Below are 15,912 nucleotides of genomic sequence, written 5' to 3' on the forward strand. Positions count from 1 at the left end.
GCTCTCGGAAAGGGAGCGGCTTTTCTGTTTCGCATGGGAGCAAACAGGTGAAAGAGAAACACAAAGTGTTTGTACATTGTTCCACGAGTTTCGCTGGTGTTGACATTCGGCAAAGGTCCGCAATAATAAATCCTCAAGGGTGCAACGTGCCGACAAGGCGCGTCTGTTGCAGGCAGCAGGAGAGCGGACATGCCAATTATTCCCAGATATATTCCACCTGATTTTACCACGGCAAAGCTGGTCAACGCTCCGGTAGCAAAAACGGCGCCGGCTCCCCGGCAAGGGGTGGCGCCGGATAACTTCCACGGCACGTCCAATCACCCCGAGTACATTCACCTGGGGCGGGGCAAATGGCTGCTGGTTTCCGAGAGTCGCATGGATGCGGTGCTGCTCCTGCGGGGAGAAACAGTGGCGGTGATCGAGGCGCGGCGCCTGCAAAAAGGGGATCCAGTGGTTGTGGGGAGGACAGAAGACGGGGAAGAAGGCATATACGTTCATTCTGACGGTTTTGCCAAAACCGGTGTTGCAGGAGCTGAAAAATTCTCTTTCCGTACCCGTGATACCCGCGAGACCCCTTTTTCCCGCTCCTATGATCAATTGTACCGGATTTTGCGCCATGATCGGCAAAACGGCCATATTGTCTGGGTTCTCGGCCCGGCGGTGGCATTTGACAAGGATAGCCGCAGTGCCATGCAGGGGATTATCGAGGCGGGATACTGCCACGCATTACTGGCCGGCAACGCCCTGGCCACCCACGACTTGGAAGCTGCCCTGTTTCGCACCGGGCTGGGACAGGACATATATACCCAGGCATTGATGCCGCACGGCCACTACAATCATCTGGAAATCATCAACCGGGTGCGCAGCTACGGTTCGATACCTGCGGCTGTTGCTGCCCTTAAGCTGAAAGACGGGATCATCTGGGCTTGTGAAAAACGGCAGGTTCCCTATGTGCTTGCCGGTTCCATTCGGGATGACGGACCGCTGCCGGAAGTGATCACCGATGTCTGTCAGGCCCAGGATGCCATGCGAGTGCAGGGGAAAAAAGCCACCACCGTAATTGCCGTGGCTACCCAGCTCCACTCCATTGCCTTCGGCAACATGGTGCCCGGATACAAGGTGCTGGACAACGGCGAAGTCCGTCCGGTCTTCTTCTATGTCGTCGACATGACCGAGTTCTCTGCCGATAAGCTGGCCAATCGGGGTTCCGTTCAGGCGGTTGCCATTTTGACCAATGCCCAGGATTTCATGGTGAACCTGTGGCACAACCTTGATGACAGGAACGCCTGATGGTTTTCAGGGACTGCAGCAGCTTAAGGGGGGAAATGTGCGGAGTAAAATAAAGCTGATCGGTGTGCCCCTTGACCTGGGGCAGTCCCATCGTGGAGTGGATATGGGACCCAGCGCCGTGCGCTATGCAGGGTTGGCTGTACGGCTGGCAAACCTGGGTCATGAGGTGTGGGATTGCGGTAACCTTTCGGTACCGGTGCGGGAGACCCTTTCCACCGCCAGGGATGTTGCCTATCTGGCAGCCATAACCAGGGTCTGCAAAGGAGCCTATCAGGCTGCAAGAGATGCAGTCGGGCATGGATTCACGCCGGTATTTATCGGCGGCGACCATTCCCTGGCCATCGGCACCATCGGCGGCATTACCGAAGAGGAACCGGCCGGAGTAATCTACATTGATGCCCACGGTGATTTCAACACGCCGAAGACTTCGCCATCGGGCAACATCCACGGCATGGTCCTCTCCCATCTCTTGGGTGACGGCTATGCAAGGCTGGTTAATCTGGGACGAAAGGGACCGAAACTGAAAGCGGAGGATGTGGTTTTGGTGGGGGTGCGCGACCTTGACCCAAAGGAGAGGCTTCGCCTCAAGGAACAGAGGATCAGGGTGTTCACCATGCGGGATATCGACGAACAGGGCATGGGAAATATTGCCCGCCAGAGCCTGGATATTCTTGGCCACCACAGTCGGATTCATGTCAGTCTTGATGCAGATGTACTCGACCCCATGGAGGCCCCGGGGGTCGGCACTCCTACCCCCGGCGGCATAACCTATCGTGAGGCTCAGCTGCTCATGGAAATAATCGCCGACAGCAGGCGACTATCCTCTCTTGATGTGGTGGAGATTAACCCTGTTTTCGACAACCGCAACCACAGCGCCATGGTCGTCAGCGACCTGACCGCATCCATTTTCGGAGAAAGAATTCTCTGAAAGCATTCATCCTTGTTTCCGTTGGGCCTTAGCAAAAAAAGGTTCATCCGGGAATTCTGTGAAATGAACGGCAGTCGCGACATCGTCCGTTCGCTCTGTCGCCACAGCTGCGGACCTTGCGGTGCCGCCCGCTAATGGTGCCCTATGTTTGAATTGGCGGGTGTCCGCTCGCCGCTGTAGCTCGTCGCTCTCTCCCGATGCCACGACTGCCTTCCCCGAAAATGTCTGAAGAACCAAAAAAAGCCCCCCGGAATTGCTTCCGGAGGGCTTTTTGTTACTGCTGCTGACCTGTTCTATTTTTCGTGGCTGCCGCCGCCGGGAACATCTTCGCCGCCGGCTGTGTGGCACTCACTGCAGTTTGTCCGATAAATCTCATTGCCGATATCGACCGGGTGAACGAAATCTTTCACTGCCTTTCCGGCAGGGATGTTTTCCTGTTTCTGGCTGAGGACGGTATGGCAGAGATTGCAGTCCTTGGAGATAATTTTCCCCTGGGGCGACTTGTGCTTCCCATCATGGCAGCGGAAACACCCTGGTGTGTAGAAATGACCGATGTGGTTAGGATAGGTATTCCAGGACACCTTCATTTCCGGGAAGAAATTACGGCTGTAAATGGCTTGAATTTCCTCAACGGCTTTATTAATGGCCGCGGTCTTATCTGCGGCTACCTTCGGGTAGTTTTTATTGTAGTAGTCGTGGAGTCCGGTGGCAATTGCCGTCTTGGCCTCGGCAGCTGTCTTGTAAGGCTTGGTCAAAAGCTCGACGGCCACTTTTTTCACATATGGAAGCGAGGCATCGATGTGGCCGCTGACAAAATTCTCATCCATCTCCTGCCCAGGCGAACGGTAGATGTGAGTCGGCCGGTTATGACAATCGGTGCAGTCCATGAGCCGCTTCTTGGCCTTGGCTATCTGCTCCTTGGTCATGGGTTTCTCTGTGCTCATGTATTCGGTGACCTTGCCGTCCTTTTCCTTGACAGAGATGTACGGAATTTCCAGGCGTTTTTTATCGGTGGCGATATAGGTAACCTCGCTGCCGATATGCCAGTGGATACCCTTGGCATGCGGTGTTTTCGGTGTGCCGCCGATGTTGATCAGCAGGTTGATCTCCCGCGGGGTATTGTCTTCGTTAGGCGCGTAATGGTAGAAGACCTTCTGCCGCCCTGAGTAGAATTTTTCAGGCCAGTGGCAATGCTCGCATGTATCACGAGCCGGACGCAGATTCTCGATAGGGGTCTCGATGGGGGTCGGGAAGGAATGGCTCAACACGGCATATACCTGGCGCAGACCGGAGATCTTGGCCTTGACGTACCACTCGGCACCAGGTCCAACGTGGCACTCGACACATTTGACTTTGGCATGGGGGGAGTTGCTCCATGCGGTGTGCTCGGGAGTCATGACCGTGTGGCAGAGCTCACCGCAGAAGGTGGTTGACTCGGTGAACTCGAAACCCTTGATGGATGCTATGGAAACGATGAGTACGAAGATGAAGGTGGCAACGACAAAGAAAATGAAAAAACGGCGCTTATGTGGATCGTTAAGGTCTATGCGGGGGAACGGCGGAATTTCGGCTGGGGCACCACTACGCATCTGGGCTCTGACACGAAAGGCGCCGATCGGCACAAGAATCAGACCGAATATGAGCATTCCTGGAAAGGCAAAGTAAACGAGAAGTCCAAGGTACGGGTTCTCGACGCCGGTGATCATTTCCATGGCCAGAAAGGCTATGATGAGACCGGTGGCAACTGCAGCCAGAATGATGCCTATAAGGCTGATGGTGTTGTACAAGTAGCGGGAAATCTGTGTTCTAGGTTTGGTCATTGTTCCTCCGTCGGTGGGTATATTAAGAATAACTCGTAAAATTGGCAGTTTAGATTGACAAAATTACAATGGGAGTCGATGATTTGTCAAATTAAAAAACTAATGAGTTTTGTTAAACTGGAACAATGTTTTGTGTTTAATGATAGTTGTTTCGACGAAGTTTCAGCTGGTTATGGGAATTGGTTGAGCAAGTTAATCGTTTTAAATTACGCAATTATAAAGTTGTAATTTGTTGCGGGTACTGTTTCTTTTGCTACAGTTTAATTTAATGTAAATTCGGGCCGAAAACAAGACCGGCAGGAGGAATTGTGAAAAACCATGTCTGGCGCCCTCTGTATGTGGCCCTCTGCATTGTTGCGCTGATCCTGATTGTCAGGGTGGTGGCCGTGCCGAAAGACTTCGGTGTTCACGACCGGGGGTACATGTACGGCTGGTATCGGCTGGGGAATGAAAAGGAATGGAGAAACTTCAAAGTCAAGTATAAGACCAGTGCTTACTGCATGAGCTGTCACAGTGATATTTATGAGGATCTGCAACGGTCCCCCCATGCGCGGATCATGTGCGAAGACTGCCACGGCCCTGCTCTCGGCCATCCCGATGATCCACCTACTCTGACCATAAACAGGGAGCGTAAGCTGTGTTTACGGTGCCATAGTTATCTTCCCTACAAGACAAGTGGCAGAGGGAAAATCCGTGGTGTCGATCCTGATACCCACAATCCTGAGGCTGAATGTGTGCTGTGTCATTATCCACACAATCCCGTGAAGGAGGGAAGCAAATGATTACGCGGAGAAAGTTCTGCAAAAACGCCCTCCTTGTGGCGGGAGGAATTGCTTTGCCCCTGACGGCCCTGGAATGGTTCGATCCGAAAAGGCTTCATGCCGATAAAAATGACTCCGCCAGCTTGAGATGGGGATTCCTGGTTGATACCCATAAATGCGTTGGTTGTGGCATGTGCGTAAAGGCCTGCAAAATTGAAAACGAGATACCCTATGATGCCGATGTTTCCAGGACCTGGGTGGAGCGCTACATTGTTACCAAAGACGGCCGTACCCACATCGACTCGCCAAAGGCCGCCCGCGACGGTTTTGTCGACAAAAAGGTCGATCTGGGAGAAGGGCATATGGAGGAGATAAAGGACGAGGACATCGAAAAGGCCTTTTTCGTCCCCAAGCTCTGCAATCAGTGCGACAATCCACCATGCGTTCAGGTCTGCCCCGTGGGTGCCACTTACCAGACGGCCGACGGGGTTGTACTGGTCGATCGTTCCTGGTGCATCGGATGCGGCTACTGTATAATGGGCTGCCCTTACGGGGTCCGTTTTTTCCACCCGGTCTACCGGGTTGCCGAAAAATGTAACTTCTGCTACCACCGCATCAGCCAAGGGATGAAAACCGCCTGTGTCGATGCCTGCCCCTTTGATGCAAGGCGGGTCGGCAACCTGAGGGACCCGTCCGATCCGGTTACCAAGGTCATAATGACCGAGCGTGTCGCCGTGCTCAAGGAAGAATATGGGACCAAACCCCAGGTGTTTTACCTGGGGCTTTCCAGGGAGGTGAGGTAGCCATGGTGCATGGTGAAGCTTGGACACTGAAAGAATTCTTCGTTTATCCCAATGAATACATTTACTGGACCATCCAGATAGTCATGTATCCCTTCATGACCGGACTGGTCGCCGGAGCCTTCGTCCTCTCATCCCTTTATCACGTTTTTGGCGTGAAGCAATTGAAGGATATTGCCCGTTTTTCCCTGGTTTTTTCCTTTGCCCTGCTACCGGTTGCCATGATGCCGCTCATGCTGCACCTGCAGCAGCCTCAGCGGGGCTTCTCGGTTATGCTGACCCCCCATTTCACCTCAGCCATTGCTGCTTTCGGCATTGTTTTTTCCACCTATGGCATGATCGTCGCCTCCGAGCTTTGGTTTGTCTACCGCCGCCATTTTGTCACTACTGCCACTCAACTGGCTACCACCGACAATGGAAGTATTGGTGACCGGATCCGCAGGCTGCTCTTTTCCGCGTTGACTTTGGGTGCTCGCGATGTCAGCGAAGAAGCATTGGCAAGGGATGAGAAGGCAGTCAAGGTGCTGGCTGCCGTGGGAATCCCCGTTGCCTGCTTTCTCCACGGCTATGCCGGCTTCATTTTTGGCTCGGTGAAGGCCAACGCCCTGTGGATGACCCCGCTGATGCCGGTAATCTTCATCTGCTCTGCTGTGGTTTCCGGTATCGCCCTTTGTATTCTGACCTATATTGCCACCATGGAGATCAGGAAACTCATTGTCGCCTGGCAGAAAAAGCACGAGCTGGCATTGTTGACCCATGAAGAGTTGAAGAGTGCCGAGATACACGTAGTTACCATGACTTCGCGCTACCTGATCATGTTCCTGGTTCTTGCCATCACCCTGGAACTGCTGGACTTGATTTTCCGTGGATATACGGCCGTCAAGTCGTGGGATATCCTGCGCAGCGTCATCTATGGCCGGGACTTCGTCAATATATTCATTCTTCAGTATGGCCTGGGGAACCTGGTGCCGTTCATTCTCTTTCTCATTCCCGGCCTGACCATCCGCCGGGCGGCTGCAGGCTCTCTGCTGGTGCTGCTGGGGGTATTCATGATGCGCTGGAATGTGGTCATCGGCGGACAGGCTTTTTCCTCGTCCTTTGCCGGGTTCATGCACTATCAGCTGCCCATCTGGCCCCATGATATGGAGACATTCAAGGAGGGGTTGTTCGGGGCGCTGATGGTGGCGATTACGCCTTTCGCCCTCTTCTGGCTGGTGACAAGGGTTCTGCCGGTATTCAACCGGGATGATAGCCACTGATGCTCTAATTTTGAGCGCTACGCAATCTCTTCAGTAAAGCCGTGCAGGGATGCCGGGTGTCTTGACATTAAGACCACCTTCTGCTAGCCTCCCGGTGGTGTCTGCCCGCTTGCCGGTTGCGGCAGGGCGAACCATCCACTGACAAGGAGCACTTATGGCGAAAAAGCTTTTTATTCCCGGCCCGATTGAGGTCGCACCGGAGATACTCCAGGCGATGGCCTCTCCCATGATTGGGCATCGAATGCCGGAATACGCAACCCTGCACAAAGGGGTGACCGATAAACTGAAGGAGATGCTTTTTACCCGGGGAAAAGTATTCCTTGCCACATCCAGTGCCTTCGGTGTCATGGAGGGGGCTGTACGCAATCTTGTCGGCAAGCGCTGCGCCAACTTTTGCAACGGCGCTTTTTCCGACAAATGGCATGACGTGACCAGACGGTGCGGCAAAGAGGCCGATGCCATCAAGGTCGAGTGGGGGGAGCCCATCACCCCGGAACTGGTGGATGCCACCCTGTCCACCGGAAAGTATGACTCCATCACCCTCATTCACAACGAAACATCTACCGGCGTCATGTCGCCGCTGCCGGAAATAGCCGCAGTCTTGCGCAAGTATCCGGAAGTGGTGTCCATTATCGATACCGTTTCTTCCATGAGTGCGCTTAAAATCCCCTTGGACGAGCTTGGCATCGACTGCTGCATCTTCGGCGTGCAGAAGGCCCTTGCATTGCCTCCCGGGCTGGCCGTTTTTACCGCCAGTGCCAAGGCACTGGAACGCAGCAAGACCATGGAAGGGCGAGGCTATTACTTCGACTTCCAGGAATTTGCCTCCCTGGACGAAAAGGATAATACACCATCGACACCCAGTATCTCACTGATTTATGCCCTTGACTGCCAGCTCGTCCGGATCTTTGCCGAGGGGCTGGAGGCTCGCTGGCAGAGACATCTGGATTTGGCTGAGTACGTGCGGGGATGGGTCCGGGAACGTGGCTTCGACTTTCTGGCTGCTGAGCCTTTTCGCTCCATTACCCTTACCTGTGCCGTCAACAGCAGGAATGTGGACTTGGCAGAGCTGAAGAAAAAGCTGGGTGAGCGCGGTTATGCCTTCGATAACGGTTATGGCAAGCTTAAGGGGAAAACTTTCCGTATTGCCCACATGGGGGACATGCAGCTGGCCGATCTGCAGGATTTCACGGCGCAGATCGACGATATTCTCAGTTGATTTAACCGAATGTATTAGCCAGATTACCGGGCCTGGATCTTCACATTATTTATCACTGGACTTGCTGCTCGAATTTCTGGCAGCATCCAATGCTCGACACGCTTTGCCAGACTTACAAATATAAGAGGGAGGATCAAATGAAATGTCCTAATTGTGGAGACAGAAAATCAGTGGAGATTGATATCCACTCTTCCGGTTTTTCCTCGGAGCACTCTCCGGTAAAGGAATGCGGCGCATGCGGCCTTGTCTGGAGGGTGAAAATGGTCGGAGACAAGACAGAGATAGACATCATCAAGGCTGCAGATAAAAAGTAAGCCGGCTGCGGTCTCTACCAGGCTGAGAGCCTGCTTTTTCAGGCCGGCTCAAAAACGTCCTTTCCTGCTCCGCAAATGGGGCAAACCCAGTTCTCCGGCAGCCCGGAGAAAGGGGTGCCGGGATCAATCCCGTTTTCAAGGTCTCCAGCAGCGGGGTCATAGACATAACCGCATATGGTACAGACATACCTTTCCATTTCAGCTCTCCTTTGAAGCAATAATCCTTCGACTAAAAAAATACGGTTGCAAAAGCCGGACTGCGACCTATAATCTTTGTGATTGTTAATTAGTCTGATTTGCTCTTTGGCGTCGATTACCAATCTCGCCTCAGGTTCAGGAGTCTAGCACAAGGTTCCTGGCTGTCAATAGTGACAATTAATTGCAATTTCAGCTTGATTTTACAAAATGTTGTGCTATTTTAGCAAAACTAAATAAGGGTTTCAGCTTTCTTCATTAGTCCCACCGGATGCCATCCCGTTCATTTTGAGCTGACCATTCAGAAAGGCATGGTTTTATGAAATTGACTTGCCGTTCCTTTTCAGGAATTTCCCATTGCTCAGGTTGCCAAAGTTCAAAATCCATCATGCTCTGTGGATGTTTTAATCCCCACCACCCGTTTTCTCCTGTCAACGTTACGATCCAGATGCAGACTTAACAATAAATCGAGACGGTTCAATTCCAACTGGGCAATTGAATCAATAAAAGGAATTATGCCCGAGAAGAAACATTTTTAAGCTTAAAATATTTTTATTAAATATTGACAGTTGCTTTGATTGTCGGGTAAGTAACTTAATGAAATGAGGAGGAGATTGTAATGAGTTATGAAGTAAAAAACGAGCAATTGCGAAAATGGGTAGAAGAAGTTGCAGCACTGTGCCAACCTGCAAGCATATACTGGTGTGACGGCTCACAGGAAGAGTATGACCGTCTTTGCACCCAGTTGGTTGAAAGCGGCACTTTCAGGAAACTGAATCAGGAAAAGCGCCCTAACAGCTATCTGGCCTGGTCTGATCCAAGTGACGTAGCCAGGGTGGAGGACCGGACCTTTATCTGCAGCCTGACCAAGCAGGATGCAGGTCCTACTAACAATTGGGTTCAGCCGAAAGAGATGAAGAAGACCCTGACCGGTCTCTTCAAGGGCTGCATGCGTGGCCGCACCATGTATGTCATTCCGTTCAGCATGGGACCTCTCGGTTCGCCGATTGCCAAGATCGGTGTCGAGATCTCCGACTCCCCGTACGTTGCGGTCAATATGAAGATCATGACCCGCATGGGCAAGAAAGTGGTTGACGTCCTGGGTGACGGTGAGTTCGTCCCCTGCCTGCACTCTGTGGGGGCACCGCTTGAGCCGGGGCAGAAGGACGTGCCGTGGCCATGTAACAAGGAAAAGTACATCGTCCATTTTCCGGAAGAGCGCGCCATCTGGTCTTTCGGCTCTGGATACGGCGGCAATGCATTACTCGGGAAGAAATGCCTGGCATTGCGCATCGCTTCCAAGCAGGGTAAGGACGAAGGGTGGCTGGCCGAGCATATGCTGATCCTCGGCGTCGAGTCCCCGACCGGCGAGAAGACCTATGTCGGCGGTGCCTTCCCGAGCGCCTGCGGCAAGACCAACTTCGCCATGTTGATTCCGCCAAAACCTATACAGGACAAAGGCTGGAAGGTAACCACCCTTGGTGACGACATTGCCTGGATCAAGCCCGGCCCCGATGGCCAAGTCTATGCAATTAACCCGGAATACGGTTACTTCGGCGTTGCCCCCGGGACAAATACCAAGACCAATCCCAACGCCATGGCCTCCTGTTCAAAAAACACCATTTTCACCAACGTTGCTCTGACCCCTGATGGGGATGTGTGGTGGGAAGGAATGTCCGACGAGCTCCCGGCAAAATTGACGGACTGGCAGGGGCAGGAGTGGACGCCCGGTTGCGGCCGTAACGCAGCCCATCCCAACTCCCGCTTTACCGCACCTGCCTCCCAGTGTCCTTCCATTGACCCTGATTGGGAAAACCCCAAAGGGGTGCCCATGAGCGCCTTCATCTTCGGTGGCCGCCGCAAGGATACCGTGCCGCTGGTCTACCAGGCCTTCAACTGGAACTTCGGCGTCTACCTTGCCGCGACCCTCGGTTCGGAGACAACCGCCGCTGCCGTCGGCGCCACCGGCAACGTACGCCGCGACCCCTTCGCCATGCTTCCCTTCTGCGGTTACCACATGGCTGACTATTTCGGCCATTGGCTGCAGTTCGGCCGTTCCGTACCCAAGCCGCCGCGCATCTTCAGCGTCAACTGGTTCCGTAAGGACGCCAATGGCAAATTCATCTGGCCGGGCTACGGTGACAATATGCGCGTTCTCAAGTGGATCGTCGAGCGTGTCCAGGGCAAAGCCGCTGCTGTCGAATCACCACTGGGCTGGATGCCTCGCTACGAGGACATGGACTGGGAAGGTCTCGACATGACACGGGAAAAGTTCAACGAACTTACCTCCGTCGACCGCGATGTTTGGCAGAACGAGTTGATCGCCCACGATGAACTCTTCGTCAAGATTTATGACCGTCTCCCCAAGGAGTTCCTGCACATGCGCGAGCTGATAACCTCCAGCCTCTGGCGTTCGCCGGAGCACTGGGAGCAGATCAATCCTTTCGTTGAAGGTTACAATGACTGATACCCCGCTATAAAAAAGCGGATATTACGACAAGAGGCCCCGTTTTTCGCGGGGCCTCTCTTTTTGTACGGCTCAAGAACACCTGCCGGCATGATCAGGTTGAATGCAGGTGGCCCATGGCAAGATACGGCCATTCGGTACTTTTGAGCAGGTGGGTAACCTCTTCTGCAGAAACCGGCTTGCTGAAGAGGTAGCCTTGCATCTCCTGGCAATCCAGGTCACTCAGCATCTTCAACTGCTCTACAGTCTCTACTCCTTCCGCAATGACATTAAGTCTCAGACTCCTGGCCATGTTTATGACTGCCGTCGCTATGGCTGCATCATCCTTATTGGTGTCGATGTCGCTGACAAAGGATTGATCTATCTTCAGTGTCTGGATCGGCAGCTTCTTGATGTATGACAGGGAAGAATAGCCGGTGCCGAAATCATCTATCGATATGTGTATGCCCAAGTTATTGAGTCTGTTTAAAGTATCGATGGTCTTATCCACATTTTGCAGCATTACGTTTTCGGTCACTTCCATTTCCAGCCAACGGGGATCCATGTCCTCCTCGGCCAGGACCTGCTCGACCATGTTTACCATCATCGGTTGCAGGAACTGTTTTGGCGAGAAATTTACGGCCACACGCATGGGGGGGTAGTTCATTTCCTGCCAACTTTTGTTCTGCCGGCAGGCAGCCCGAAGCACCCATTGTCCCAGGGGGACTATCAGGCCTATATCTTCAGCCAGCGGGATAAACTGATTGGGCGAGACAAGGCCGATTTCCGGGTGCTGCCAGCGTACCAGGGCCTCGAAGCAGACAATCCGGCCTGAGGTGATGTTTATCTTGGGCTGATAGTAGAGGAGAAACTCGCCGTTCTGCAGTGCCCGGCGCAGGTCGTTCTCCATGGTGAGTCGTTGCAGTGCCTGTTCGTCCATGGAGGAAGTATAAAGATGGTAGCGGTTGCGGCCCTGCTCTTTTGCCCGGTACATGGCCATATCGGCATTCTTGATCAGTGTTTCGGCATCTTTACCGTCGTCGGGATAAATACTGATACCGATGCAGGTGCTGACAAACAGCTCGATGTCGGGAAGTGTAAACAGCCGGTTGAATGACACAATTATCTTCTGGGCAACCCTCACCGCTTCCTGGACCGAATCCAGGTCTGGGAGGAGGATGATAAACTCATCGCCACCCCGCCTGGCGACAGTATCGATGTCGCGGCGGCAGCATTCCCTGAGGCGCAGGGCGGCTGCCTTCAGGAGCTCATCACCGACGCCATGGCCAAGGGTATCGTTGATTACCTTGAACCTGTCCAGGTCAAGAAAAAGAATGGCAAGAAGCCTGCCATGGCGCTGGGCCTGGGCCAGGGCAAGGTGCATCAACTCGTTGAATAATTGGCGGTTTGGCAGGCCGGTAAGCGCGTCATAATAGGCCATCTGCTTGATCGTATCTTCTGCCTGCTTGCGCTCGGTGATGTCTTCCTGAAAGGCTATGAAATGGGTGATGTGATTATCTCCGTCGATAATGGGGGAAATGGAGGTCAAAACCCAGTAGTATGTACCGTCCTTTTTCCGGTTGTGGAACTCTCCCCACCACTCTCCACCGCTGCTTATGATTTCCCATAGCCTCCGATAGTCATCGTCCGGGCTTTGGCCTGATTTCAGCATGCTCGGCTTATTGCCTGCAGCTTCCTGCAGGCTGTATCCAGTGAGCTTTGTAAACCTTGGATTGACATACTCGATGTTTCCGGAAGTGTCGGTTATCATGATGGAGACAGGACTTTGTTCAACGGCTCGGGATAAGCGGCGAATGAAGACTTCCTGTTCACGCAGCTGCTGCTCAAGCCTGCTGCATTCCAGGCATTCTTTAATGACCGCCTGCAGTTTTTCCTGATTGATCGGTTTAAGCACGTAATGGCTGATGCCGATATCGATTGCTTCAAGGAGGAGTCTCGCATCGGTCTGGCCAGAAAGGATAATGATTTTGGCCTCCCTGCTCAGTTGCTTTATCTCCTTTGCCATGGTTATGCCGTCCATCACCGGCATTTTCATGTCGGTAAGAACGATCTCGGGTCTATGCTTTTTATACAGTTCGAGCCCGTTCGCACCGTTGGCTGCCGTGATCAATTTGATTCCAGGAAATCTGGCATCTATGACCAATGAAATCAGATCCCTGGTGCTCCTGTCATCTTCCACAAACAGTAGGGTCGGGGCAAATAATTTCGCTGTGGTAAATTGCATAAGTCCCCTGTGTAAAAATATTCATATTATAAGGTATTAATCTAGATATTGAAACAGGTTTTGTATGTCAGTCAAATTGCAGAAGGTATTTAAGTGTGTGGATGCTTAGATGCAGCACGGCTTGCAACTGGCTTTAGCCGTGTTACCCTTAAGCATGCGGGAAGAATGTGAGAGGTGGCAAATGAAAAAAACAGATCACAACGATGTTTGTCAGCGCACGGAGCATAAGGATGAGAGGGTCAGGCTGAGGAATGTAAAGACCGGGGAGGTGGGGCTGACCTTCAGCTGTACTCCCAGCGGTGAAACGATTCAGGTGGAACTGGAGAATGGCGTGCTGGATAGCTGGCCGCCCGAAGAATGCGAAGAGCTGTAAATGGGGGCTAATCCTTGGAGTAAAGGACTGCGACGGCTTTTGCCGGCTCCGTGCCGGTCGAAACATAGCCGTGCGGTTCTGCAGAATCATAATAGATGCTGTCTCCGGGCAACAGGGTCATGACGTCCGTACCGTAATGAAATTCCAGCACCCCTTCCAGGAGATAAATGAATTCCACCCCTTCATGGCTGTAAAAGCGGCTGTCGTCCCAGTCGGCCTGTTCGAATTCGATCAGGAAAGGTTCGATCTGCTTGTGGCGGATGCCTGGTGCCAGGGGGCGGTAAAGATAACCCTGAACAGGGTCTGCACCTGAGCGGCGTCGGCTTGACGGTCCGTCTCCGCCTCTGGTCAGAACGAACTTCTGCCGGTCTCCTTCCTCTTCAAAGAAATAGTGAATGCCGACCTTCAACCCTTTGGCAATGCGGAGCAGCGTGGCCAGCGGGGGCGTAACCTGGTCATTTTCTATCTGGGACAAAAGCGGCTTGGACAGACCTGTAACGTCAGCCAGCTCCTGCAGGGTGTGTCTCTGCTCCTGTCTCAGTTTTCTGATCTTTTCACCAAGCTTTAATTCGAGAACTTCGGATTTTATCTCTTTCACGGCTCCCCCTGCTATGGCTTTATAAGCAAAAGGCTGCTTTCCGTCAAGGAGTTATTGCATGGGGGTATTCCAACAGCGCTGGCAGGTAAACCGCTAATCAGAAGGCATCTGCGCCTGTTCACCGGTCTTAAATCCGTTGACAGCGCCCGGAATTTTGGCTAATCTTGCAGCGTTTGCCAGTCGAAAACCCTTAATGGAGTAGATGCAATGGGAAACCGTTTTTTCATCATTCTGCTGATTTTTGTCAGCCTCCTTCCGGCATGCAGAAAAACAGAGGAGGCATACTTCTCCGAATCCAGCCGTAAGGGTACTGCCGAAGCCCCGGTCAAGGAAGTGCCCAAGGATATACTTGCCACACAGCAGGCTTTTTCCAATGTGGTGAAGGTGGTAAACCCGGCAGTCGTCAATATCTCCACCGTAAGCAAGAAAAAATTGGTCCAGCCTTTCTTCGAGATGTCTCCGTTTTTTGAGGATTTTTTTGGCGGCCGGGGAGGGATGCCCCAGTACCGGCGTGAGAACAGTCTCGGCTCCGGCTTCATCATCAGCAAGGATGGCTACATCATTACCAACGATCATGTGGTGAGGGATGCCGAGAGCATCCAGGTCACCCTTTCCGATGAAAAAACCTACAAGGGCAAGGTTGTCGGCGGCGATCCCAAGACCGACATCGCTGTAATAAAGATAAATGCCAACGGAGACCTTCCCGTAGCTGTCCTCGGTGATTCCGACAAACTGAGCGTGGGCCAGTGGAGCATTGCCATCGGCAATCCCTTCGGCCTCAATCGTACAGTCACGGTGGGGGTCATATCCGCCACAGGCCGCTCCAACATGGGCATCGAAACCTATGAAAACTTCATCCAGACCGATGCATCCATTAATCCGGGGAATTCAGGCGGGCCCCTGCTCAACGTTTACGGGGAGGTAATAGGCATCAACACGGCCATTGTTGCCTCGGGACAGGGGATCGGCTTTGCCATTCCCATTAACATGGCCAAAATTGCCGTGCCGCAACTGATCAAAAAGGGTAATGTCACCCGCGGCTGGCTGGGGGTTTCCATACAGCCGGTTACGGAAGATCTGGCCCAATCTTTCGGATTGAACAAGACGCAGGGTGCGCTGGTCAGCGATGTTGTTCCGGGAAGTCCTGCAGCCAAGGCGGGAGTCAGGCAAGGCGATATCATTACCGGTTTTGCCGGTAAGGAGATAAAATCAGTGCAGCAGCTACAGTTGACGGTCGCCAATACTCCCGTCGGCTCTGCGGTGGAAATAGAGGTGCTGCGGGAAGGGCAGACTAAAAAGCTTACCGTAGCACCGGCTTCAGCGGACAGTGCGGCTGCGTTGGCGCCGGCTCCTTCGGAAGCAGGTTCGGCGGCACTGGGTCTTGCAGTCGCAGACTTGCCAAGGGAACTGAAACAGACAGGGCTGCAAGGGGTAATTGTAACGGATGTGGAAGAGGGGGGGCTGGCGGCGGAAAGCGGTATCCAGCAGGGAGATGTGCTGGTCTCGGTGAATCAGAAGAAGATTTCCGGCACCGGGGATTATGCCAGGGCTATCAAGGATGCGGAACGCAAGGGCTCGGTTGCCCTCTTGGTGAGAAGGGGAAATGCCAGCATATACTTCGCCATGAAAATAAGGTAGTATCTGCAATCGAAATAAGTTACATT

Annotated in this window: 14 protein-coding genes; 10 read left to right on the plus strand and 4 right to left on the minus strand. The window is 53.0% G+C overall.

What is annotated here, in order from left to right:
- Window positions 1–189 precede the first annotated feature (189 nt).
- Entirely contained in the window at window positions 190–1,290 is a 1,101-nt protein-coding gene (locus GEOB_RS05035; RefSeq protein ID WP_012646102.1) for a putative NPN-dependent ornithine cyclodeaminase, read from the plus strand.
- 37 nt (window positions 1,291–1,327) lie between these two features.
- Window positions 1,328–2,218 (plus strand): arginase, encoded by an 891-nt coding sequence (rocF, locus tag GEOB_RS05040; RefSeq protein ID WP_041267352.1) that lies wholly within the window; start codon window positions 1,328–1,330, stop codon window positions 2,216–2,218.
- Between the two features lie 293 nt (window positions 2,219–2,511).
- On the opposite strand, the gene GEOB_RS05050 is transcribed toward rocF, so the two are convergent.
- Window positions 2,512–4,038 (minus strand): NapC/NirT family cytochrome c, encoded by a 1,527-nt coding sequence (locus GEOB_RS05050; RefSeq protein WP_012646104.1) that lies wholly within the window; start codon window positions 4,036–4,038, stop codon window positions 2,512–2,514.
- Between the two features lie 308 nt (window positions 4,039–4,346).
- Between GEOB_RS05050 and GEOB_RS05055 the strand changes: the two genes are divergently transcribed.
- The 5 genes from GEOB_RS05055 to GEOB_RS19940 all read left to right on the plus strand — a co-directional run bounded on the left by GEOB_RS05055 (window position 4,347) and on the right by GEOB_RS19940 (window position 8,391).
- The gene (locus GEOB_RS05055; RefSeq protein WP_012646105.1) at window positions 4,347–4,820 is read left to right on the plus strand and encodes a cytochrome c3 family protein; all 474 of its coding nucleotides are present in this window, start codon (window positions 4,347–4,349) and stop codon (window positions 4,818–4,820) included.
- A complete protein-coding gene (locus GEOB_RS05060) occupies window positions 4,817–5,602 on the plus strand; it encodes a 4Fe-4S dicluster domain-containing protein (protein WP_012646106.1) in 786 nt (261 codons plus the stop codon). Before GEOB_RS05055 ends, GEOB_RS05060 begins: the two co-directional genes overlap by 4 nt.
- Window positions 5,603–5,604: 2 nt before the next feature.
- Complete coding sequence (gene nrfD, locus GEOB_RS05065; RefSeq protein ID WP_012646107.1) at window positions 5,605–6,858, plus strand: NrfD/PsrC family molybdoenzyme membrane anchor subunit; 1,254 nt, start codon at window positions 5,605–5,607, stop codon at window positions 6,856–6,858.
- A gap of 154 nt (window positions 6,859–7,012) precedes the next feature.
- On the plus strand, window positions 7,013–8,077 hold the full coding sequence (locus GEOB_RS05070; protein ID WP_012646108.1) for a pyridoxal-phosphate-dependent aminotransferase family protein: 1,065 nt from the start codon (window positions 7,013–7,015) through the stop codon (window positions 8,075–8,077).
- Window positions 8,078–8,214: 137 nt separating this feature from the next.
- Window positions 8,215–8,391, plus strand: coding sequence for a hypothetical protein (locus GEOB_RS19940; protein WP_012646109.1), 177 nt, complete (start codon window positions 8,215–8,217; stop codon window positions 8,389–8,391).
- Between the two features lie 38 nt (window positions 8,392–8,429).
- On the opposite strand, the gene rd is transcribed toward GEOB_RS19940, so the two are convergent.
- Window positions 8,430–8,588, minus strand: a complete 159-nt coding sequence (rd, locus tag GEOB_RS05075) for a rubredoxin (protein WP_012646110.1) — start codon at window positions 8,586–8,588, stop codon at window positions 8,430–8,432.
- A gap of 617 nt (window positions 8,589–9,205) precedes the next feature.
- Here rd and GEOB_RS05080 point away from each other — a divergent pair.
- Window positions 9,206–11,053, plus strand: coding sequence for a phosphoenolpyruvate carboxykinase (GTP) (locus GEOB_RS05080; RefSeq protein WP_012646111.1), 1,848 nt, complete (start codon window positions 9,206–9,208; stop codon window positions 11,051–11,053).
- Window positions 11,054–11,147: 94 nt separating this feature from the next.
- Here GEOB_RS05080 and GEOB_RS05085 read toward each other — a convergent pair whose 3' ends face one another.
- Window positions 11,148–13,277, minus strand: coding sequence for an EAL domain-containing protein (locus GEOB_RS05085; protein WP_012646112.1), 2,130 nt, complete (start codon window positions 13,275–13,277; stop codon window positions 11,148–11,150).
- 181 nt (window positions 13,278–13,458) lie between these two features.
- Between GEOB_RS05085 and GEOB_RS05090 the strand changes: the two genes are divergently transcribed.
- Window positions 13,459–13,650: a hypothetical protein gene (locus tag GEOB_RS05090; RefSeq protein ID WP_012646113.1), complete on the plus strand. Its 192-nt coding sequence runs from the start codon at window positions 13,459–13,461 to the stop codon at window positions 13,648–13,650.
- A gap of 7 nt (window positions 13,651–13,657) precedes the next feature.
- Here the strand turns inward: GEOB_RS05090 and GEOB_RS05095 are convergent, their stop codons facing one another.
- Window positions 13,658–14,248 (minus strand): helix-turn-helix domain-containing protein, encoded by a 591-nt coding sequence (locus GEOB_RS05095; protein WP_012646114.1) that lies wholly within the window; start codon window positions 14,246–14,248, stop codon window positions 13,658–13,660.
- Between the two features lie 207 nt (window positions 14,249–14,455).
- Here GEOB_RS05095 and GEOB_RS05100 point away from each other — a divergent pair, with 207 nt between their 5' ends.
- Window positions 14,456–15,886 (plus strand): DegQ family serine endoprotease, encoded by a 1,431-nt coding sequence (locus GEOB_RS05100; RefSeq protein WP_012646115.1) that lies wholly within the window; start codon window positions 14,456–14,458, stop codon window positions 15,884–15,886.
- The last annotated feature ends 26 nt before the right edge of the window (window positions 15,887–15,912 follow it).

This window comes from Geotalea daltonii FRC-32 (genome assembly GCF_000022265.1).
In the GTDB taxonomy this organism is placed as follows: Bacteria; Desulfobacterota; Desulfuromonadia; order Geobacterales; family Geobacteraceae; genus Geotalea; species Geotalea daltonii.